Origin of the sequence: Pseudomonas sp. C9, assembly GCF_002000165.1 — a bacterium.
In the GTDB taxonomy this organism is placed as follows: Bacteria; Pseudomonadota; Gammaproteobacteria; order Pseudomonadales; family Pseudomonadaceae; genus Aquipseudomonas.
The window spans coordinates 3,178,563-3,198,832 of the sequence record NZ_MPAK01000001.1 but is presented as its reverse complement, the minus strand read 5'-3'; the positions used below and the strand labels follow the sequence as shown (position 1 = coordinate 3,198,832).

At 58.2% G+C, this 20,270-nt stretch carries 20 protein-coding genes; 10 read left to right on the top strand and 10 right to left on the bottom strand.

Annotation, left to right across the window (positions count from 1 at the left end):
* Nucleotides 1-259: 259 nt before the first annotated feature.
* Nucleotides 260-1,459: a tyrosine--tRNA ligase gene (gene tyrS / locus BMS17_RS14895; RefSeq protein ID WP_046030055.1), complete on the bottom strand. Its 1,200-nt coding sequence runs from the start codon at nt 1,457-1,459 to the stop codon at nt 260-262.
* Between the two features lie 211 nt (nt 1,460-1,670).
* Between tyrS and BMS17_RS14890 the strand changes: the two genes are divergently transcribed.
* The gene (locus BMS17_RS14890) at nt 1,671-3,083 is read left to right on the top strand and encodes a peptidoglycan DD-metalloendopeptidase family protein (protein WP_046030053.1); all 1,413 of its coding nucleotides are present in this window, start codon (nt 1,671-1,673) and stop codon (nt 3,081-3,083) included.
* A 3-nt stretch (nt 3,084-3,086) separates the two neighbouring features.
* Nucleotides 3,087-4,178, top strand: coding sequence for an anhydro-N-acetylmuramic acid kinase (locus BMS17_RS14885; RefSeq protein ID WP_077431176.1), 1,092 nt, complete (start codon nt 3,087-3,089; stop codon nt 4,176-4,178).
* Nucleotides 4,179-4,246: 68 nt separating this feature from the next.
* Here the strand turns inward: BMS17_RS14885 and erpA are convergent, their stop codons facing one another.
* Both erpA and argC read right to left on the bottom strand, forming a co-directional pair.
* The gene (gene erpA, locus BMS17_RS14880; protein ID WP_007947969.1) at nt 4,247-4,597 is read right to left on the bottom strand and encodes an iron-sulfur cluster insertion protein ErpA; all 351 of its coding nucleotides are present in this window, start codon (nt 4,595-4,597) and stop codon (nt 4,247-4,249) included.
* A gap of 168 nt (nt 4,598-4,765) precedes the next feature.
* A complete protein-coding gene (argC, locus tag BMS17_RS14875; protein ID WP_046030048.1) occupies nt 4,766-5,800 on the bottom strand; it encodes an N-acetyl-gamma-glutamyl-phosphate reductase in 1,035 nt (344 codons plus the stop codon).
* A gap of 135 nt (nt 5,801-5,935) precedes the next feature.
* Here argC and hemJ point away from each other — a divergent pair, with 135 nt between their 5' ends.
* The 6 genes from hemJ to coq7 all read left to right on the top strand — a co-directional run bounded on the left by hemJ (nt 5,936) and on the right by coq7 (nt 10,492).
* Nucleotides 5,936-6,367, top strand: coding sequence for a protoporphyrinogen oxidase HemJ (gene hemJ / locus BMS17_RS14870; protein WP_077431175.1), 432 nt, complete (start codon nt 5,936-5,938; stop codon nt 6,365-6,367).
* A 33-nt stretch (nt 6,368-6,400) separates the two neighbouring features.
* Nucleotides 6,401-7,369: a nitronate monooxygenase family protein gene (locus BMS17_RS14865; protein ID WP_077431174.1), complete on the top strand. Its 969-nt coding sequence runs from the start codon at nt 6,401-6,403 to the stop codon at nt 7,367-7,369.
* Between the two features lie 80 nt (nt 7,370-7,449).
* Nucleotides 7,450-8,427: a DUF805 domain-containing protein gene (locus BMS17_RS14860; protein WP_077431173.1), complete on the top strand. Its 978-nt coding sequence runs from the start codon at nt 7,450-7,452 to the stop codon at nt 8,425-8,427.
* Nucleotides 8,428-8,488: 61 nt separating this feature from the next.
* Entirely contained in the window at nt 8,489-9,277 is a 789-nt protein-coding gene (locus BMS17_RS14855) for an SDR family oxidoreductase (RefSeq protein WP_046030042.1), read from the top strand.
* Between the two features lie 80 nt (nt 9,278-9,357).
* Nucleotides 9,358-9,696, top strand: a complete 339-nt coding sequence (locus BMS17_RS14850; RefSeq protein WP_046030041.1) for a histidine triad nucleotide-binding protein — start codon at nt 9,358-9,360, stop codon at nt 9,694-9,696.
* Between the two features lie 148 nt (nt 9,697-9,844).
* Nucleotides 9,845-10,492, top strand: coding sequence for a 2-polyprenyl-3-methyl-6-methoxy-1,4-benzoquinone monooxygenase (gene coq7, locus BMS17_RS14845; protein WP_046030035.1), 648 nt, complete (start codon nt 9,845-9,847; stop codon nt 10,490-10,492).
* A gap of 136 nt (nt 10,493-10,628) precedes the next feature.
* Here coq7 and speD read toward each other — a convergent pair whose 3' ends face one another.
* Together speD and BMS17_RS14835 are read right to left on the bottom strand one after the other, a co-directional pair.
* A complete protein-coding gene (gene speD / locus BMS17_RS14840; RefSeq protein WP_046030033.1) occupies nt 10,629-11,420 on the bottom strand; it encodes an adenosylmethionine decarboxylase in 792 nt (263 codons plus the stop codon).
* Nucleotides 11,421-11,658: 238 nt separating this feature from the next.
* Nucleotides 11,659-12,081, bottom strand: a complete 423-nt coding sequence (locus BMS17_RS14835; protein WP_007941657.1) for an OsmC family protein — start codon at nt 12,079-12,081, stop codon at nt 11,659-11,661.
* Nucleotides 12,082-12,318: 237 nt separating this feature from the next.
* Here BMS17_RS14835 and crp point away from each other — a divergent pair, with 237 nt between their 5' ends.
* A complete protein-coding gene (gene crp / locus BMS17_RS14830) occupies nt 12,319-12,963 on the top strand; it encodes a cAMP-activated global transcriptional regulator CRP (protein WP_046030029.1) in 645 nt (214 codons plus the stop codon).
* Here the strand turns inward: crp and BMS17_RS14825 are convergent.
* The 4 genes from BMS17_RS14825 to BMS17_RS14810 all read right to left on the bottom strand — a co-directional run bounded on the left by BMS17_RS14825 (nt 12,960) and on the right by BMS17_RS14810 (nt 16,292).
* Entirely contained in the window at nt 12,960-13,661 is a 702-nt protein-coding gene (locus tag BMS17_RS14825) for a lipoate--protein ligase family protein (protein WP_077431172.1), read from the bottom strand. The genes crp and BMS17_RS14825 overlap by 4 nt on opposite strands.
* 145 nt (nt 13,662-13,806) lie before the next feature.
* The gene (gene trpC, locus BMS17_RS14820; RefSeq protein WP_077431171.1) at nt 13,807-14,643 is read right to left on the bottom strand and encodes an indole-3-glycerol phosphate synthase TrpC; all 837 of its coding nucleotides are present in this window, start codon (nt 14,641-14,643) and stop codon (nt 13,807-13,809) included.
* A complete protein-coding gene (trpD, locus tag BMS17_RS14815; RefSeq protein WP_046030023.1) occupies nt 14,640-15,689 on the bottom strand; it encodes an anthranilate phosphoribosyltransferase in 1,050 nt (349 codons plus the stop codon). Before trpD ends, trpC begins: the two co-directional genes overlap by 4 nt.
* Before the next feature lie 9 nt (nt 15,690-15,698).
* Nucleotides 15,699-16,292 (bottom strand): aminodeoxychorismate/anthranilate synthase component II, encoded by a 594-nt coding sequence (locus BMS17_RS14810; protein ID WP_007980194.1) that lies wholly within the window; start codon nt 16,290-16,292, stop codon nt 15,699-15,701.
* A gap of 408 nt (nt 16,293-16,700) precedes the next feature.
* Between BMS17_RS14810 and estP the strand changes: the two genes are divergently transcribed.
* A complete protein-coding gene (gene estP / locus BMS17_RS14805) occupies nt 16,701-18,611 on the top strand; it encodes an esterase EstP (protein WP_077431170.1) in 1,911 nt (636 codons plus the stop codon).
* Nucleotides 18,612-18,783: 172 nt separating this feature from the next.
* Here estP and trpE read toward each other — a convergent pair whose 3' ends face one another.
* On the bottom strand, nt 18,784-20,265 hold the full coding sequence (trpE, locus tag BMS17_RS14800) for an anthranilate synthase component I (RefSeq protein ID WP_046030021.1): 1,482 nt from the start codon (nt 20,263-20,265) through the stop codon (nt 18,784-18,786).
* Between the last annotated feature and the right edge of the window lie 5 nt (nt 20,266-20,270).

Below are 20,270 nucleotides of genomic sequence, written 5' to 3'. Positions count from 1 at the left end.
AAAGTTTCGCTTGGAAATCTTTAACAACTTCAACCACTTGCGCTTCCGATCACTCGGTAGCGGGAGGCGAATTCTACAGCGTTACACGCTGCTGTCAACACCTCTTTTTCAACTCCTTTCGGACTTCGATGAACTGAAGCCACTCACTGCCGAAAACTGCGTAACTCTTTGTTTACCAAGGAGTTTTCCGTTTCGACTGCGCCGGAAGTGGGGCGAATTATAGACATCCTGAATCTGCCGTCAAGCACTGATTTCGGCTTTATTCGGATTTGAGCGTAATACGCGCAAATGCCTTCTTGCCGGCCTGACAAACGTGCGTCGCGCCCAGTACGTATATAAAGGTGCGATCGACCACCTCACCATCAATACGCACACCGCCGGAACCCAACAGGTCACGCGCCACTGCCGAGTTCTTCACCAGCCCGGCCTTATTAAGGACAGCCGCAATCGGCATATCTTCGGCAGCAGTCAGCTCGATCTCTGGCAGATCATCCGGAAGCTCGCCCTCTTTCATACGATTGCCCGCCCCGCGGTGAGCATTGGCCGCAGCCTCTTCACCATGGAACCGCGCAACGATTTCTTCGGCCAGCTTGATCTTGATGTCGCGCGGGTTCGCGCCAGCCTCGACATCAGCACGGAATGCATTGATCTCATCCATGGAGCGGAAGCTGAGCAATTCGAAATAGCGCCACATCAACGCATCCGGAATCGAAACCAGCTTGCTATACATGACACCCGGCGCTTCCTGAATACCGACGTAGTTGCCCAAGGACTTGGACATCTTCTTCACGCCATCCAGCCCTTCGAGCAACGGCATCGTCAGAATGCACTGAGGATCCTGACCATAACCACGCTGCAGCTCACGCCCCATCAACAGGTTGAACTTCTGATCAGTGCCGCCCAGCTCAATATCCGCGCGCAAAGCGACCGAGTCATAACCCTGAACCAGCGGATAAAGGAACTCGTGAATGGCGATTGGCTGATTAGTTGTGTAGCGCTTATCGAAATCGTCGCGCTCGAGCATGCGGGCAACGGTGTACTGCGACGTCAGGCGAATGAAGTCCGCCGGCCCCATCTGGTCCATCCAGGTGGAGTTGAACGCAACTTCGGTCTTCGCCGGATCAAGAATCTTGAAGACCTGAGTCTTGTAGGTCTCGGCATTCTCGAGAACCTGCTCACGGGTGAGCGGCGGACGCGTCGCGCTCTTGCCGCTCGGATCACCGATCATCCCGGTGAAGTCACCTATAAGGAAGATCACCTGATGCCCCAGCTCCTGGAACTGGCGCAGCTTATTAATAAGCACGGTATGACCCAGGTGCAAATCCGGTGCAGTCGGATCGAAGCCTGCCTTAATACGTAGCGGCTGGCCACGCTTGAGCTTTTCGATCAGCTCGGACTCGACCAACAGTTCTTCTGCACCACGTTTAATCAGCGCTAGCTGCTCTTCAACCGACTTCATAACAGACCCGCAAGGCTCGAATTCAAAGGGGACCAACCATACAAGATCACGCGTCAAATACAAAGTTTGGCCGGCGCAATGACGCCAATCCGCTGGCAGAGTGTCCGCGGACTTGCTTCAGAGATGATTTGGTTATATTTTATACAGTTATTTCATCTTCATCATGTCATTCATCTTTTCCAATTCATCTTTTTCAAAGTCAAAATTACTTATGACCCAAGAATCGTCTAAAGCGCCGCCGCTTTACCCGAAGACCCACCTGCTCGCAGCAAGCGGCATCGCCGCTCTCCTGAGCCTGGCGCTTCTGGTATTTCCTTCCAGTGATGTTGAAGCAAAAAAGACCACCCTGAGTCTCGAACTGGAAAGCCCTGCTGAACAACTGTCACAAGATCAAGACGCTGCTGACGCCGCTCAAGCCACAAATGAGCCAGTAACCTCCCCTTTTGCGCAGATCGATAACAGCGCTGAAGAACCACAGGAAACCGCGCAGGCCGCGCCCGCAGTCGAAGAAAAGAAGTCTGCGAACCACAGGGAAGTGATTGTCTCCAAAGGCGATACGCTCTCCACCCTGTTTGAGAAAGTCGGCCTCCCAGCCACCTCGGTGCACGATGTCCTGGCCAGCGACAAACAAGCCAAGCAATTCAGCCAACTCAAACACGGCCAGAAGCTCGAGTTCGAACTGACCCCCGAAGGCCAACTGACCAGCCTGCACAGCAAACTCAGCGACCTCGAAAGCATCACCCTGACCAGGCATGACAAGGGTTATGCGTTCAACCGCATCACTGCAAAACCCACCACGCGTTCCGCCTATGTTCATGGCGTGATCAACAGTTCGCTGTCGCAATCCGCCGCTCGCGCCGGTTTGTCCCACAGCCTGACGATGGATATGGCCAGTGTATTTGGATACGACGTCGACTTCGCCCAGGATATTCGCCAGGGTGACGAGTTCGATGTGATCTACGAACAGAAAGTCGTCAACGGCAAGGCTGTCGGCAATGGCCCGATCCTTTCCGCACGTTTCACCAACCGCGGCAAGACTTACACCGCCGTGCGTTACATCAACAAACAAGGCAACAGCAGCTACTACACCGCTGACGGCAACAGCATGCGCAAAGCGTTCATCCGCACCCCGGTCGACTTTGCCCGCATCAGCTCGAAATTCTCCATGGGGCGCAAGCACCCGATCCTGAACAAGATTCGCGCCCACAAAGGCGTCGATTACGCAGCACCACGCGGCACGCCAATCAAGGCGGCTGGCGACGGCAAAGTATTGCTGGCGGGTCGCCGCGGCGGCTACGGCAATACCGTGGTCCTCCAACATGGCAATACCTACACCACGCTCTACGGCCACATGCAAGGCTTCGCCAAAGGTGTGAAGACTGGCGGCACGGTGAAACAGGGCCAGGTGATTGGCTATATCGGCACCACCGGCCTCTCCACTGGCCCGCATTTGCACTACGAATTCCAGGTCAATGGCGTGCACGTCGATCCACTGGGCCAGAAACTGCCAATGGCCGATCCGATTGCCAAGGCGGAACGCGCACGCTTCCTCGCCCAAAGCCAGCCACTGATGGCGCGCATGGAACAGGAAAAAGCCACTCTGCTGGCTTCGAGCAAGCGTTAAGCCATGGCTCTCTATATAGGTGTGATGTCCGGGACCAGCCTTGATGGCCTGGACATCGCGCTGATCGAGCAAGCCCCGGCGATCAGATTGATCGCCACGCACTACATTCCGATGCCCGAAACCCTGCGCACCGAGCTGCTCGGCTTGTGCGCCAGCGGCCCGGACGAGATAGCCCGTTCAGCCATCACCCAACAAAACTGGGTAAAACTGGCTGCCCAGGGTGTACAAACCCTCCTTGATCAACAACACCTTAAGCCCGAAGACATTCGTGCGATTGGCAGCCATGGCCAGACCATTCGCCACGAACCGGCACGCGGCTTCACCGTGCAAATCGGCAACCCTGCCCTGCTGACCGAGTTGACAGGCATTACCGTAGTCAGCGACTTCCGCAGTCGCGACGTGGCCGCAGGTGGACAAGGCGCGCCGCTAGTCCCGGCATTCCACGAAGCCTTGTTTGAAGAACGCGCCGGCAATCGCGCCGTATTGAATATTGGTGGATTCAGCAACCTCAGCCTGATCGAACCCGACAAACCCGTTGCGGGTTTCGACTGCGGTCCGGGTAACGTATTGCTGGATGCATGGATTCACCAGCAGCGCGGCGACAACTTTGATAGGGATGGCCAATGGGCCGCCAACGGCAAAGTCGAACCGTCACTGCTGAATGAGCTGCTCAGTGATCCCTTCTTCGTGACCAAAGGCCCGAAAAGCACCGGCCGCGAAGTGTTCAACCTGCCATGGCTGACACAACACCTCTCGAAGCTACCGACTTTTGCCGCCGAAGACGTGCAAGCAACCCTGCTCGAACTGACCGCGCTGACGATCATCGAGTCACTGCAACACGCCCAGGCGGACACTCAAGAACTGCTGGTCTGCGGCGGCGGCGCGCACAACACCACGCTGATGAAGCGCTTGGCCAACCTGTTGCCCAACGCCAAAGTCAGCAGCACCGCCGCTTACGGCGTGGACCCGGACTGGGTCGAAGCCATGGCCTTCGCCTGGCTGGCCCATTGCTGCCTCGAAGGCATCGCCGCCAATCGCCCTAGCGTCACTGGCGCTCGAGGCCTGCGCGTTCTGGGCGCCATTTACCCGGCGTAAACGCCAGAAAGCAAAACGCCGCACAACCCATAAGGTTCTGCGGCGTTTTGCATTGTGTGCAGGTGCAATCAGATCGAGAACGAAGACCCACAGCCACAAGTCGTGCTGGCGTTCGGGTTCTTGATCACGAAGCGCGAGCCTTCCAGACCTTCCTGATAATCCACCTCGGCACCGGCCAGGTACTGGAAGCTCATCGGGTCTACGACCAGACTCACGCCTTCGCGCTCGACGATGGTGTCGTCATCGGCCACTTCTTCATCGAAGGTAAAGCCGTACTGAAAACCTGAACAACCGCCGCCCGTAACGAATACGCGCAGTTTCAAGCGATCATTCCCCTCTTCATCGACCAGGCTCTTCACTTTGTGCGCGGCACCGTGGGTGAATTGCAAAGCCGTGGGGGTGAAGGATTCGACGCTCATGCTGACTATCTCCCGGCGTTACGCCGTCATATTGCGTGATGACGCGCATTATCCGCTTCTCCTAGAAAAGCGGTCAACTATTGTTACGGTATATCAATCGAACCCATTGCTCGCCCGGAATGCAAAAAGGCCCGTCAGACGGGCCTTTTGGCTGTGCAGGATAAAGCGTTACGGCAACATGCCGGCGTGGGACAGGCCCAGACGCTCATCCAGACCGAACAGGATGTTCATGTTCTGCACCGCCTGACCCGACGCACCTTTGACCAGGTTGTCGATCACCGACAATACCACCACCAGATCACCATCCTGTGGACGATGCACCGCAATTCGGCACACGTTGGCGCCGCGCACGCTGCGGGTTTCCGGATGGCTGCCGGCCGGCATTACGTCGACGAACGGTTCGTTGGCATAGCGCTTTTCAAACAACGCTTGCAGATCCACCGAGCGATCCACGACGGTCGCGTAAAGCGTCGAGTGAATGCCGCGAATCATTGGCGTCAGGTGCGGAACGAACGTCAGACCGACGTCCTTGCCCGCCGCGCGACGCAGCCCTTGGCGGATTTCCGGCAAGTGACGGTGACCTTTGACTGAGTAGGCTTTCATGCTTTCCGACGTCTCGGAGTACAGCGATCCTACAGAGGCGCCACGCCCGGCACCGCTGACGCCGGATTTGCAGTCAGCAATCAGGTGAGCGGTATCCGCCAGACCGGCTTCGAGCAACGGCAGGAAACCCAATTGCGTAGCGGTCGGGTAGCAACCCGGCACTGCAATCAGGTGAGCCTTCTTGATTTGTTCGCGATTGACTTCCGGCAGGCCGTAGACCGCTTCGTCCAGCAACTCTGGCGCACCGTGCGGCTGGCCGTACCACTTGGCCCATTCTGCGGCATCTTGCAGGCGGAAATCCGCCGACAGGTCGATGACCTTGGTCCCGGCCGCCAGCAACTCACCCGCCAGGGCATGGGCTACACCGTGAGGCGTTGCAAAGAACACCACATCACAGGCACCCAGGGTCTTGATGTCCGGAACACTGAACGCCAGGCCGTCGTAGTGACCTCGCAGGTTCGGGTACATGTCGGCGACGGCCAGGCCAGCCTCGGATCGGGAAGTGATGACAACCACTTCAGCTTGCGGATGCTGTGCCAACAGACGCAGCAGTTCGACACCGGTGTAACCCGTGCCGCCGACGATACCGACCTTGACCATAAACCTGCCCTCAACGAACCCACTGGAAAGCCGTCGATAATAGGGGCCGCGCGCGTCTGCGACAACCGTCAAGGTGACGTGCGGACGCTCAAGCCTCTACTATTCCGGCTACCGTGAATCCTGGAATAACTAAAAATGCTTTATCTGTGGCTCAAAGCGCTTCACATCGTCAGCATCGTTTGCTGGTTTGCAGGGCTGTTTTACCTGCCACGCCTGTTCGTCTATCACGCGCAGAGCGAAGACACCGTCAGCAAGGAACGCTTCAGCGTCATGGAGCGCAAGCTGTACCGGGGCATCATGGGCCCGTCGATGATCGCTACGCTGATTTTCGGCGGCTGGTTGATCAGCCTCAACCCCAGCGCCTATTTCAGCCAGGGTGGCTGGATGCACGCCAAGTTGGCGTTGGTGGTTTTTCTGATCGGTTACCACCACATGTGCGGCGCGCAGGTGAAACGTTTTGCCCGTGGCGAAAACACCCGCAGCCATGTCTTTTATCGCTGGTTCAATGAAGTCCCGGTTCTGATATTGCTGGCAATCGTAATTCTGGTCGTGGTTCGGCCGTTCTAATCTCAACAAACATCATTCACCGGGGTACTTCCAATGTCGCTGCCCGCTCTGCTCGATCAACGTCTGCGCCTGCCTGTGGTGGCTGCGCCGATGTTCCTGATTTCCAACCCGCAACTGGTGCTCGCTTGTTGCCGAAATGGCGTGGTGGGGAGCTTTCCCGCGTTGAACCAGCGCGAAAGCAGCGGCTTCAAGGCCTGGCTGGAAGAGATCGAAGCCGGGTTGGCGGCAATGGAAAACCCGGCACCCTATGCGGTCAACCTGATCGTCCACAACAGCAACCCGCGCCTGCAAGCGGATCTGCAGATCTGCATCGAGCACAAAGTGCCGATCGTGATCACAAGCCTGGGCGCCGTGAAAGAAGTGGTCGACGCTGTACACAGCTACGGCGGCCTGGTGTTTCACGACGTGACGACTCGCCGTCATGCGGAAAAAGCCGCCGAAGCCGGCGTGGACGGCTTGATTGCCGTGGCCGCGGGTGCCGGTGGACACGCCGGGACCTGGAGCCCGTTTTCGCTGATCGCCGAGATCCGCCAGTTCTTCGACAAGACCCTGCTGCTGGCCGGCTGCCTGAACCATGGCCACGAGATTCTCGCCGCGCAATTGCTGGGGGCGGATTTGGCCTACTTCGGTACGCGATTTATCGGTACCACTGAAAGTCATGCACCTGACGCCTACAAAGAGATGCTACTGACGTCCCGGGCGGCGGACATCGTCCATACTCCAGCCGTCTCGGGTGTACCGGCGAGCTTCATGCGTCAAAGCCTTGAAGCGGCGGGCTTCGACATGGCCGCCCTGCAAAACAAGGGGGAGGTGAACTTCGGTTCCAAACTGAAACCCATCAGCGATGAAGCCAAGGCCTGGAAAACCGTGTGGTCTGCAGGTCAGGGGGTCGGGGAAATCGATGACCTGCCGAGCGTCGACCAACTGGTCGCACGGCTGGACGACGAATACCGCAAGGCATTGGCACTGGCCGCGTCGTTGCCCAAGCGCTGGCCACGCTAAAATGAAAGTTTGGCCAGCCCCTACCGGCTGGCCTTACACTCGATTCCTAATTCAAACACTCGCGACAAGGATGCCTCGCAATGAGCGAAAACCGTTTCAAGATCACATTCAACGGCGCTCTGCTGCCAGGTGTTGACCTCACCACCGCAAAACTCAACCTCGCCGCGCTGTACAAAAGCGAGGTCGCTGCCGTCGAAAGACTGTTCAATGGCCAGACGGTGACGCTTAAACAAGGCTTGTCGCAAGCCGACGCAAAAACCTACCTTCAAGCGCTGACGAAAACCGGTATCGACGCCCGAGTCGAAGCCGAGCCCGCGGTCGAGTTGAACCTGGCCGACGTCCAGCATCACGCTCCAGCCAGCATTCAACCTGCCCCGACGGACCCGGAATCCCCGTACGCGCCGCCCCGCGCGAGTGTCGGCGAAACCGAACCCGTGTTCGCCACGCTCAAGCCATTCAGCGTCGAAGGCCGCATCGGCCGCTTGCGTTATCTTGCGTGGACGATGGTCCTGACCCTGGTCATGCTTGCGGTAGGCTCGGTGCTGGCCGTTTTCGCCATCGCCCTTATTAGTGCAGACTCGACGGCGGGCCTGATTGTCGGTGGCCTGGTGGCGCTGATCCTGTTTATCGCAGTGGCCGTGGTCAGCATTCAGATCAGCGTGCAGCGCCTGCACGACATTGGCTGGTCGGGCTGGCTCTGGTTACTCAACCTCGTCCCGTTCGTGGGTAGCTTCTTCCCGATCGTGATCATGGTCGCACCCGGCACCAACATCGCCAATCGCTATGGCCCACCGCCGCCGCCCAACAGCACAGCGGTCAAAGCACTGGCTTCGTTGTGGATCGTGTTTATCGCCATCGTCTTCGTTGGGGCACTGGCCGGCGGTTTCAGCGCGATTCAGGAAGAATATGAAAGCTCCACTCAAAGCAGCTATGACAGCGGCGCGGTGACCACCGAAGAAATCGACGTCGAGCCAGCCGAAGCTGCTGAACCTGCACCAGATTCTGCAGACGATGAAGCCGAAGAAGCCCCGGCCCCTGTAGACTCTGCGAAAGAATAAACAGCGCTCCCCGCCCGTGACACCTGCGTCGCGGCGCGGAGCTGTTGCGATGGAGAACTGCATGACCCGTTACGCTCTGATCACCGGCGCTTCCAGCGGCATCGGCCTGGCGATGGCCGAAGCGCTGGCCCGGCGTGGCCGCAGCCTGATTCTGGTGGCCCGACAGCGTGATCAGCTGGAAAGTATTGCGATTGAACTGACTCAACGTTTTGGCGTGGAAGTGCTTTTCCGTGCCTGCGACCTCGGCGAGCCGCTCCGGCTGTCAGGGTTTCTGCTGGAACTGGAGGAAGGTGACCGACAAATCGATTTGCTGGTCAATTGTGCGGGCATGGGTACCTGCGGTCCCTTTCTGGCTCAAGACTGGATGACCGAGCAGGACCTGATCGAAGTGAACATCCTGGCGCTCACCCGCCTGTGCCATGCCATCGGAAACAGCATGGCCTTGCAGGGTGGCGGGCAGATCCTCAATGTGGCCTCGGTCGCCGCATTTATCCCCGGCCCCTGGATGAGCACTTACTACGCCAGCAAGGCGTATGTGCTGCATTTTTCCGAAGGTCTGCGCGTCGAGCTGAAAAAATGCGCGGTCAAGGTCTCGGTGCTCTGCCCCGGCCCGACGCGCACCGGTTTTTTCCGTACCGCGCAACTGGACACCGGCAAACTGATCGATAACAAAATGCTGATGAGCCCTGAAGAAGTGGCGCTGTACACCGTACGGGCCCTGGAAAAAGATCGCGCGATCATTATCCCGGGCCGAGGAAACCGTTGGCGCGCCTTTCTGCCACGGCTCGGTTCTCGCTGGTTGAACAGGACAATCGTCGGCATGATCAACAAGGCTTACTGCCCCCGCTGAAGGGTCCTACGGTAAAACACTGGGCGAGGGCATTCCCCATGAGTACACTCGGGCCAGCCAAAACAACGGAGAAAACAGCTGTGGATACTCTGTTCACCAAGATCATCAACCGGGAAATCCCGGCCAGGATCATCTACGAGGACGACCAGGTACTGGCCTTCCACGACATCGCCCCACAGGCACCGGTGCATTTTCTGGTGATCCCGAAAAAACCGGTGCGCACCCTTAACGACCTCACCGAGGACGACAAGGCACTGGCTGGACATATTCTGTTCACCGCCCAACGCCTGGCCCTGGAATTGGGCTGTGAAAAAGGCTTCCGCGTTGTCATGAACTGCAATGAAGAAGGTGGGCAAACCGTCTATCACATTCATATGCACGTGCTGGGTCAGCGCCAGATGCATTGGCCGCCGGGCTGATTGCAATTGATCCTGTGGGCGTGGCGCACCGCCGCTCCCACAACGGCATCACAGCACTGTCACAACAACTGCAGCACAATGACCCAGCGCAAACCTTCCCCCGGCCGATTGGGTTAAACTGGCCGCCGAGATTTTCCCGGAGGTCAGCATGACTACCCAACGTCACTATTCGCCGATTGACCGTCTTCTGCTGCAAGCCGATGCCGCCATGCGCACCCTGCTGCCCTTCAGTGGCCAGCCTTACCGTCCGTCGCCAGCCATCGTCCAGCCCGATGCGCAGATGAGCGATGAAGACACCCGGCACGTGGCCGGCCTGATGCGCATCAACCATACCGGTGAAGTCTGTGCCCAGGCGTTGTACCAAGGTCAAGCCCTGACCGCCAAGCTACCGCATGTGCGCGAGGCCATGGAACATGCAGCCGAAGAAGAAATCGACCATCTGGTCTGGTGCGAGCAACGCATCCATCAATTGGGCAGCCATACCAGCATTCTTAATCCGCTGTTTTACGGCATGTCGTTCGGGATTGGCGCAGTTGCCGGGTTGATCAGCGACAAAGTCAGCCTCGGGTTCGTTGCCGCCACCGAACATCAAGTGTGCAAACACTTGAACGAACACCTTGAGCAATTGCCGGCAGGAGATGAAAAATCCCGGGCGATTCTCGAGCAGATGCGCATTGATGAAGAACATCATGCGGAAAGCGCACTGGATGCTGGCGGCTTCCGCTTCCCGGCACCGGTGAAGTTCGGGATGAGCCTGTTGGCCAAAGTGATGACCAAGAGTACTTATCGGATCTGACCGTAGGAGCATGGCTTGCCCGCGATGGCGATCTCGAGGACGCTATCGCGGGCAAGCCATGCTCCTGCAAAGGTTTTGCGACAGACATAAAAAAGGCGACTGCCGTGAGGGAGTCGCCTTTTTTTGCCCGTAAATCTTACGCCATGTTGCGTGCGTAGAAGATCTCTAGCATTTCGTGTTTCACACGGTCAGTCACCTGAGCACGTTGCTCGGAAGACAGGTTGTTGGTGGCGTCACCGAACAGGTAGTTATCCAGTTCGAAATTCTTCAGCAGCATTTTGGTGTGGAACAGGTTTTCCTGGTACACGTTTACGTCGGTCATCTGGTACGCGTCGTAAGTGTCGTCGGACAGGTAGTTCTGGATCGAGTTGATCTCGTGATCGATGAAGTGCTTCTTGCCTTCAACATCGCGGGTAAAGCCGCGCACACGATAGTCCACGGTCACGATGTCCGAATCGAACTGGTGAATCAGGAAGTTGAGCGCTTTAAGCGGTGAAATGACCCCGCAAGTCGACACGTCGATGTCCACACGGAAAGTTGCAATACCGCTGACCGGATGGATTTCCGGGTAGGTGTGCACCGTGATGTGGCTCTTGTCGAGGTGGGCCAGGATAATTTCAGGCAGTGGGCCCGGGGACTCTTCGATCTGGCTGTCGGTCGGGGTCACCGGCTCTTCAGAGATCAGAATTGTGACGCTGGCACCCTGTGGTTCGTAGTCCTGACTGGCGATGTTCAGGATGTTGGCACCAATGATATCGACAACTTCCGTGAGGATCTGCGTCAGGCGTTTCGCGTTGTACTCTTTATTGATGTACTCAACGTAGGCCTGTTGGTCTTGCGGGGTTTCCGCGTAGCAGATGTCATAGATGTTGAAGCTCAAGGTCTTTGTCAGGTTATTGAACCCGTGGAGCTTGAGTTTGCTTTTCACCGTTAAAAACTCTCTATGTATTGCGGCCCGGCCGCGTGATCAAGCATGCCCGTCAGATGCGAACGACGCACCTGCGTAGGACGGTTAACACCTCTTCGCGATGGCGATTTTGGTTGTCTGTTCGGGACTGCGGCCTGTCGGTTGACAGGCCACGACCCTGAAAAAAGTGGCGCATTATGCAGACGTCAGCTTGGGTTCGCCAGAGTCTGCACCGCTTTTATGATAGTTGAATGTCGACTCAACCGAGTTCGATGATCTCGTAGTCGTGGGTAATCGCCACGCCTGCCGCGCCGAGCATGATCGAAGCCGAGCAATACTTCTCAGCCGACAGTTCAATAGCGCGTTTGACCTGGGCTTCTTTCAGCCCACGGCCCTTGACCACGAAGTGCATGTGAATCTTGGTGAAGACCTTCGGGTCTTCGGTGGCACGCTCGGCTTCGAGGAAGGCTTCACAGCTTTCGACGGCCTGGCGGGACTTCTTGAGGATGCTGACCACGTCGAAATTGCTGCAACCGCCGACACCCAGCAGGAGCATTTCCATCGGCCGGACACCCAGGTTACGACCGCCGGCATCGGGCGGACCGTCCATGACCACGACATGACCGCTGCCGGATTCACCGAGGAACATGGCTTCGCCAGCCCATTGGATGCGTGCCTTCATCGCCAAGACTCCACTGTCTAAAAAAAGGGTCGCCAGCTTAGCACAGGGCCTTGGTTTGACAGCGTTTCGCCTTCCTGGGACGCAAGTGTCGACGCCGTAGGTAAATGTTCGAATGTTGCAGGAAGTGTCTGTTAAGCTGACGCCAATTCAATGGCGCATGGCCAGCTTTGCATTGACCATTGTCAGCGACTCATAAAAAAACCAAAACACACCGTGAAGTCTTTTCGGGATACAACCATGGTTGCTATTGCCCCAACACCCAAAATCAAGAACCTCGACAAGCTGTTGATGCATTGTCAGCGTCGGCGCTATGCGGCCAAGAGCAACATCATTTGTGCGGGTGATCGCTCGGAAACGTTGTTCTTCATCATCAAAGGCTCTGTCACGATCCTGATTGAGGATGACGATGGTCGTGAAATGATCATCGCCTACCTGAACGCCGGGGACTTTTTTGGTGAGCTGGGCCTGTTTGAACAGGCTGGCCTGGAACAGCAGCGCAGCGCCTGGGTACGCGCCAAGATTGAATGCGAAGTCGCGGAAATCAGCTACGCGAAATTCCGCGAGCTGTCCCAGCAAGATCCCGACATTCTTTACGTACTTAGCGGACAAATCGCACAGCGTCTGCGCAACACCACGAAAAAGGTCGGTGACCTGGCGTTCTTCGACGTCACTGGGCGCGTCGCCCGTTGCCTGCTGGAGCTGTGCAAACAGCCGGACGCGATGACTCACCCGGATGGCATGCAGATCAAAGTGACCCGCCAGGAAATCGGGCGGATTGTCGGCTGTTCGCGAGAAATGGTCGGCCGCGTGCTCAAGGATCTGGAAGAGCGCAACCTGGTGGACGTCAAAGGCAAGACCATGGTGGTCTTCGGCACGCGTTAACCTTCGAACATCTCTGCCAGCAACTGGCGATACAGCGTGTCGAGCCGCCCGAGTGCATCGGGCGCGGCGAACTTCTCATGCAAGGCGATATGGCTTTCGGCGCGAACCCGTTGCTCCAGACCGCAGGCTTCATTGAAGCGGTTGACCGCCGCGACCATCGATTCGCGCTCGTTTTCCAGCAACAAAGCACCGTGAACCAGACCGACCGGACGCGTACCGCCCTTGCTCTGGCGCCAGCGTTGAGCGGTGCCGACCATTTTGCGACCGTCGAGGTTGACGTTGAAACGGCCATCGCAGAACGCGCCGTCGATTTCGCCAAGGGACGACTTGCCGCCCAACTCTTCCAGTAACTGACAGATCGGATCGCAGAGTCGGCGATAAGCGGTTTCAATCCGGTTCTGGTCACCTTCACTGCGGGGTGGCGCGTAGACCAGGGCAATGTTGATAGTGGACGCCGATTGCGGCACCGGCTCACCGCCGGTTTCACGCAGCAGGACCGGCCAACCGGCTGCTGCGGACACTCCACACGCAGTCTCGAAACCGGGCAAGCGATTCAAACGGCGTGGCATGACCAGCGCCCGATCACTCGGCTGCCAGAACAGCAGGCCGAACTCGGCGTCGCCGGCGCAGACCGAGGCCAACAGATCCTGCTCGGCTTGCAGGCCGGCTTCGACAGTCAAAGAGACGATTGAGGTCATAAGGTATTCCGTTGGACATGAAGGCTGAGGTGGTACTTATGCCGCCATCGTCGGAACGCCGCCCGGAGACAAGCTCGGCTCCTACATGGGTTCTCCTGTAGGAGCCGAGCTTGCTCGCGATGGGGTCGACTCGGTCTGCGTGTAATCAGTCGAGTGTAGAACCACTCACCGCGATACCACGCTCCGGGAAGAACAGACGTTGCAGCTCGGTCCCCGGGCTTTCGGCGCGCATGAACGCTTCGCCGACCAGGAAGGCGTAGACGTCGCTGATTTCCATCAGTTCGACATCGGCACGGTTGAGAATGCCGCTCTCGGTGATCACCAAGCGATCACGAGGGATACGCGGCAACAAGTCGAGGGTGGTTTCCAGGCTGACATCGAAGGTGTGCAGGTTGCGGTTGTTGATGCCGACCAGTGGGGTGTCGAGGGTTTTCAAGGCCCGCTCCAACTCGTCACCATCGTGAACTTCCACCAGCACATCAAGATTGACGCTTTTGGCCACGGCCGCCAACTCGGCCATCTTCACGTTATCCAGCGCGGAGACGATCAACAGCACGCAGTCGGCACCCAGCGCCCGGGCTTCGACGATCTGGTAAGGATCGATCATGAAGTCCTTGCGGATCACCGGCAGTTTGCACGCGGCCCGGGCCTGTTGCAGGTAGGCATCGGCGCCTTGGAAAAAATCGATATCGGTCAGCACCGACAAACACGTCGCGCCGCCCTTCTCGTAGCTTTTGGCGATGTCGGCAGGAACGAAGTTCTCGCGGATCACGCCCTTGCTCGGCGAGGCTTTCTTGATTTCGGCAATCACCGCTGGCTGCTTGAGCTTGGCTTGCGCCAACATCGCCTTGGCAAAACCACGGGGTGCATCGGCCGCCTTGGCCAGACTTTCCAGCTCGGCCAGGCTCACACGAGCGCTGCGCTCGGCGACTTCCTGGACCTTGCGCGCCAGAATGTTTTCCAGAACCGTCGGTACACTCATCCTTCATTCTCCACTTTGAATACCGCGGTAAATGCACCCAACTCCTCCAGCTTCTCGCGAGCGAGGCCTGTGTGCAGCGCATCGTGCGCCAGGGCAACGCCTTCTTTCAAACTGGTTGCATGGTCAGCGGCATACAACGCGGCACCGGCATTGAGCATGATCATTTCGGCAGCTTTCTGACCGCTTTCGGTTTTGCGTTTGCCCAAGGCATCGCGAATCAGCTCCAGCGAAGCATCCGGGCTATCGACGGCCAGCCCATGCAGGCTCTGGCTCTTCATGCCGAGGTCTTCCGGCTCGACCCAATACTCGGTGATCTGGTCGTTCTTCAATTCGGCCACAAAGGTCGGCGCTGCCAGACTGAATTCGTCCAGGCCATCCTTCGAGTGCACCACCAGCACATGCTTGCTGCCCAGTCGCTGCAGGACTTCAGCCAATGGCCGGCACAACGCCTGGTTGAACACGCCCACCACCTGATGCTTCACACCGGCCGGATTCGTAAGCGGGCCGAGCATGTTGAACAAGGTACGCAGGCCAAGATCCTTGCGCGGACCGGCGGCGTACTTCATGGCACGGTGGTGAGTCTGGGCGAACATGAAACCGATGCCGACGTTGTCGATGCAGCGAGCGACTTGAACCGGGGTCAGGTTCAGGTAGATGCCTGCCGCTTCAAGCAAATCGGCGCTGCCGCTTTTGCCCGACACCGCACGGTTACCGTGCTTGGCCACGGTGCAACCCGCCGCTGCAACAACGAAGGAGGAAGCGGTCGACACGTTGAAGATATTCGCACCGTCACCGCCGGTACCGACCACATCAACCACACCGTCGAGGGTCTTGAGTTCGACCTTGTCCGCCAGCTCGCGCATGACCGACACGGCGCCGACGATTTCGTCGATGCTTTCGCTCTTCATGCGCATGGCCATCATGAACGCGCCAATCTGTGCGTCGGTGCATTGGCCGGTCATGATTTCGCGCATCACATCGCGCATCTCATCGGTGCTGAGGTCGAGATGATCGACGATACGGCCCAGGGCTGTCTTGATATTCATGAAAAGTCCTTAGCGCGTGCCGCCGGTTTGTTTGAGGAAGTTAGCGAACAATTCGTGGCCCTGTTCGGTGAGGATCGACTCAGGGTGGAACTGCACACCTTCGATGTTCAGTGTCTTGTGGCGCAACCCCATGATCTCGTCGACCGAACCGTCTTCAAGCTGCGTCCATGCCGTCAACTCCAGGCAATCGGGCAGGGTTTCGCGCTTGACGATCAGCGAGTGATAACGGGTCACGGTCAATGGGCGATTCAGCCCTGCGAATACGCCCTTGTCCTCGTGGAATACCGGGCTAGTCTTACCGTGCATGACTTGACGGGCGCGGACCACATCACCACCAAAGGCCTGGCCGATGGACTGGTGGCCGAGGCAGACGCCCAGGATAGGCAGTTTGCCGGCGAAATGCTTGATCGCTTCGATCGAGATACCGGCTTCAGTCGGGGTGCAAGGACCGGGGGACACCACGATGCGCTCGGGGTTGAGGGCTTCGATTTCAGCGATGGTCAGCTCATCGTTGCGCACAACCTTGACCTGGGAGCCAAGCTCACCGAGGTACTGCACAACGTTGTAAGTAAAGGAGTCGTAGTTATCGATCATCAGCAACATGGCGTTTTTGAACCTCTTGAATTCACTGACTTTAAAGATGGCCTTCGAATGATCGACCCGCAGGGCGTTGCGCTTTATCAGGTGCTGGAGTAGCGCCAGCAAAGCGGCATTTCAAACGGGTAGAAGGCAAAGCGGTACAGGTCCGGCGGGGCCGGCAAAAGAATTCAGGCGCGCCAACGCCAGCGGGCGTGTGCCTTGATGACTTGATCCAGGAGTTTACTGATGATCAACACGGGGAAGGTCTCATTCATACGTCTCGGCACAGTAACTTAGCTGGGCAGAGCGTGCAATATGGCCGGGGCTGCTGCTTGCGAAACTATCAAAGGCTTCGCGACGGATGGCAAAAGGCCGGAAGTTTTTGGTACTGTCGTTTCGTTCACCTAAAACAATAAATAAACGGACTTGCTCATGATCAAACAGACGTTGTTTGTACCGCTCGCAGGATGCTTGCTCGCAATGGCCTGCGCCCAGGCGTACGCCGCGCCGAATCCATACACCAGTTTCGTCGTCTTCGGCGACAGCCTCAACGACGCCGGGACCTTTGCCGACACCGGCGGACCTGCCGGGGCGACACAACGCTTTACCAACCGGACGGGGCCGGTTTATCTGGATGGCAGCGGCGAAGTCCGCTCACTCAACTCCACGCAGATACTGGGTGGAAAACTCGGGTTCTCGGCGGACCAGACCGCTTCATCGAACTCGGCGGTCCGCGCCAGCAACGGCCAGCCCGATGGTAATAACTGGGCCGTCGGCGGTTATCGCACCGATCAGATTCTCGATTCGATCACCACCACGTCCGACACGGGGGCTCGTGTCCGTGCCGGATACTTGCCGTCGAACAACTTCCGTGCCGACCCGAACGCACTGTATTACCTGTCGGGTGGCGGTAACGACTTCCTGCAAGGTCGCGTTACCAGCCTGCCCCAAGCCAGTGCCGCCGCCGACCGACTGGCCGACAGCGTGCAGACGCTGCAAGGCGCCGGCGCCCGCTACGTCATGGTCTGGCTGCTGCCCGACATCGGCTTCACCCCTGCATTCAACGGTTCCCCGCTGCAAGCATTCACGTCTCAGCTCAGCGCCCAGTTCAACACCGAACTGGTCAGCCGACTGCAGAACATCAATGCTGAAATCATCCCGCTCAACATTCCGGTACTGCTCAAAGAGACGTTCGCCAACCCGGCGCAATTTGGCCTGGCCACCGACCAGAACCTGAGCGCCACCTGCTTCAGCGGCAACAGCTGCACTGAAAACGCCCGTTACGGCATCAACAGCGCCACACCCGATCCGACCAAGCTGATCTACAACGACGCGGTGCACCCCACCGAAACCGGGCAGCGCCTGATTGCCGATTACGCGTACTCGCTGTTGGCGGCGCCGTGGGAACTGACGCTATTGCCGCAAATGGCCCAAGGCACCTTGCGTGCGCATCAGGATGAACTGCGCAACCAATGGCTGGCCGATTGGGAAAACTGGCAAGGCGTCGGCCAATGGCGCGCCATTGTTGCCGGCGGTGGCCAGCATCAGGACTTTGACGGGCAGGACAGTGTCGTCAGCGCCGACGGTAACGGTTACAACCTGAACATCGGTGGCAGCTACCGCCTCAACGATGCCTGGCGCGTCGGCGTGGCCGCCGGTTTCTATGACCAGAAACTCGAAGCCGGTGCGAGCGACTCCGACTACAAGCTCAACACGTATATGGGCACGGCATTCGCCCAGTACCAGGAAAACCGCGTATGGGCTGACGCAGCGTTGACCGCCGGGCATCTGGATTACGACAGCCTCAAGCGTAAATTCCAGTTGGGTGCCAATAAACGCGGTGAAAAAGGCGATACCAGTGGCTACGTCGAAGCCTTCAGCGCTCGCATCGGTTATGACATTGCGCAGCAAGCCAGCAGTCCTTGGCACCTGTCGCCCTTTGTCAGCGCTGATTTCGCCAAGGTGAAGGTCGACGGTTACTCGGAAGACGGCGCTGATGCCACAGCGCTGACCTTTGCCGATCAAGAAAGCATCTCCCGGCGCCTGGGTATCGGTTTGCAGGGCAAATACCAGATCACGCCACAAACCCAGGTGTTTGGCGAAGTGGCTCACGAGCGTGAGTACAACGACGACGCCCAGGACGTGTCCATTCACCTCAACAGCCTGCCGAACAATCAGTTCACGCTGGAAGGCTACACCCCGCAAACCAACCTGAACCGTGTGAACCTGGGTGCGAGCCACAACCTCACCAAGGACCTGGCACTGCGCGCCAGCTACGTCATTCGCAAGGATGACGACTTCACTCAACAAGGCATCAACGTGGGTGTTGCGCTGGACTTCTAAATCGCAGGTCATAAAAAACGCGGCGCCCTCACAGGCGCCGCGTTTTTTTATGCCCGCAAATCCAATGTGGGAGCGAGCCGGCTCGCGATAGCGGAGTGTCAGTCGACATCAATAGTGAATGTCAGTCCGTCATCGCGAGCAGGCTCGCTCCTACAGGGGGTATTGCGTGAACTCAGGCGTCCGGGGTCTGTTCTGCCAAAGCTACGGCACGGAACATTGCGCGGCGTTTGTTCAGGGTTTCTTCCCATTCCAGCGCCGGGACCGAGTCGGCGACGATGCCGCCACCGGCCTGCACGTGCAGTTCGCCGTTCTTGATCACGGCGGTACGGATCGCAATCGCCGTGTCCATGTTGCCGTTCCAGGCAAAGTAACCGACCGCGCCGCCGTAGACACCGCGCTTCACCGGTTCCAGCTCATCGATGATCTCCATCGCGCGAATCTTCGGTGCACCCGACAACGTACCGGCCGGCAGAATCGCCCGCAGCGCGTCCATCGCCGTCAGCCCGGCCTTCAACTGCCCGGTAACGTTGGACACGATGTGCATCACGTTGGAATAACGCTCAATGACCATCTTCTCGGTGAGTTTCACCGAACCGACTTCCGAAACCCGACCGGTGTCGTTACGACCCAAGTCGATCAGCATCAGGTGCTCGGCGATCTCCTTGTCGTCCGACAGCAGGTCTTTTTCCAGCGCCAGATCGGCCTCTTCGTTGGCCCCGCGTGGACGGGTACCGGCAATCGGGCGCACGGTGATCAGGTTGTCTTCGACCCGCACCAGCACTTCCGGGGAACTGCCAACGACATGGAAGTCGCCGAAGTTGAAGAAGTACATGTAAGGCGTCGGGTTGAAGCAGCGCAACGCCCGGTACAGATCGATAGGTGCTGCCTTGAAGTCAATCGACATGCGCTGGGACGGTACGACCTGCATGCAGTCACCGGCCAGGATGTATTCCTTGATGGTGTCGACAGCTTTTTCGTAATCGTCCTGGGTGAAGCTCGAACGGAACACCGGATCAGCCGACTGTTGCTTGCTGAAATCCAGGCCACGGCGCGGCGTGATCGGCTGACGGAGTTTTTCCAGCAGCTCTTCCAGACGCTCCTGGCCTTGCTCGAACGCACCGGCCTGCGACGGATCGGCGAGCACAATCGCGTGCATCTTGCCGGCGAGGTTGTCGAACACCACCACCGCATCGGAGACCATCAGCAGAATGTCCGGCACGCCCAGTGGATCCGGGTTCGGGCATTTGCCCAGACGCTTCTCCACATACCGCACGCAGTCATAACCGAAATAGCCCACCAGACCGCCGTTGAAACGTGGCAGACCAGCGATGGTCGGCACGTTGTAACGGGCCTTGAAGGTTTCGACGAACGCCAGCGGGTCTTCAACGTCGTGGCTTTCGGTCTCGACACCGTCGACGGTCACACTGACATGATGGTCATGCACCCGCAGCACGGTGCGGCATGGCAGGCCGATAATCGAATAACGGCCCCACTTCTCCCCGCCCTGAACCGATTCCAGCAGGTAGGAGTTCGGCTCGTCGGCCAGTTTCAGGTAGATCGACAGCGGCGTGTCGAAGTCAGCCAGGGTTTCGCAGGCAAGCGGGATGCGGTTGTAGCCGGCAGCGGCCAAACGCAGGAATTCTTCGCGGATCATGGGGT

Bases quoted from the DNA above. Each gene is read 5' to 3' on its own strand.
- tyrS (WP_046030055.1), bottom strand. From the start codon at position 1,459: ATGAAGTCGGTTGAAGAGCAGCTAGCGCTGATTAAACGTGGTGCAGAA.
- BMS17_RS14890 (WP_046030053.1), top strand. From the start codon at position 1,671: ATGACCCAAGAATCGTCTAAAGCGCCGCCGCTTTACCCGAAGACCCAC.
- BMS17_RS14885 (WP_077431176.1), top strand. From the start codon at position 3,087: ATGGCTCTCTATATAGGTGTGATGTCCGGGACCAGCCTTGATGGCCTG.
- erpA (WP_007947969.1), bottom strand. From the start codon at position 4,597: ATGAGCGTCGAATCCTTCACCCCCACGGCTTTGCAATTCACCCACGGT.
- argC (WP_046030048.1), bottom strand. From the start codon at position 5,800: ATGGTCAAGGTCGGTATCGTCGGCGGCACGGGTTACACCGGTGTCGAA.
- hemJ (WP_077431175.1), top strand. From the start codon at position 5,936: ATGCTTTATCTGTGGCTCAAAGCGCTTCACATCGTCAGCATCGTTTGC.
- BMS17_RS14865 (WP_077431174.1), top strand. From the start codon at position 6,401: ATGTCGCTGCCCGCTCTGCTCGATCAACGTCTGCGCCTGCCTGTGGTG.
- BMS17_RS14860 (WP_077431173.1), top strand. From the start codon at position 7,450: ATGAGCGAAAACCGTTTCAAGATCACATTCAACGGCGCTCTGCTGCCA.
- BMS17_RS14855 (WP_046030042.1), top strand. From the start codon at position 8,489: ATGACCCGTTACGCTCTGATCACCGGCGCTTCCAGCGGCATCGGCCTG.
- coq7 (WP_046030035.1), top strand. From the start codon at position 9,845: ATGACTACCCAACGTCACTATTCGCCGATTGACCGTCTTCTGCTGCAA.
- BMS17_RS14835 (WP_007941657.1), bottom strand. From the start codon at position 12,081: ATGAAGGCACGCATCCAATGGGCTGGCGAAGCCATGTTCCTCGGTGAA.
- crp (WP_046030029.1), top strand. From the start codon at position 12,319: ATGGTTGCTATTGCCCCAACACCCAAAATCAAGAACCTCGACAAGCTG.
- BMS17_RS14825 (WP_077431172.1), bottom strand. From the start codon at position 13,661: ATGACCTCAATCGTCTCTTTGACTGTCGAAGCCGGCCTGCAAGCCGAG.
- trpC (WP_077431171.1), bottom strand. From the start codon at position 14,643: ATGAGTGTACCGACGGTTCTGGAAAACATTCTGGCGCGCAAGGTCCAG.
- trpD (WP_046030023.1), bottom strand. From the start codon at position 15,689: ATGAATATCAAGACAGCCCTGGGCCGTATCGTCGATCATCTCGACCTC.
- BMS17_RS14810 (WP_007980194.1), bottom strand. From the start codon at position 16,292: ATGTTGCTGATGATCGATAACTACGACTCCTTTACTTACAACGTTGTG.
- estP (WP_077431170.1), top strand. From the start codon at position 16,701: ATGATCAAACAGACGTTGTTTGTACCGCTCGCAGGATGCTTGCTCGCA.
- trpE (WP_046030021.1), bottom strand. From the start codon at position 20,265: ATGATCCGCGAAGAATTCCTGCGTTTGGCCGCTGCCGGCTACAACCGC.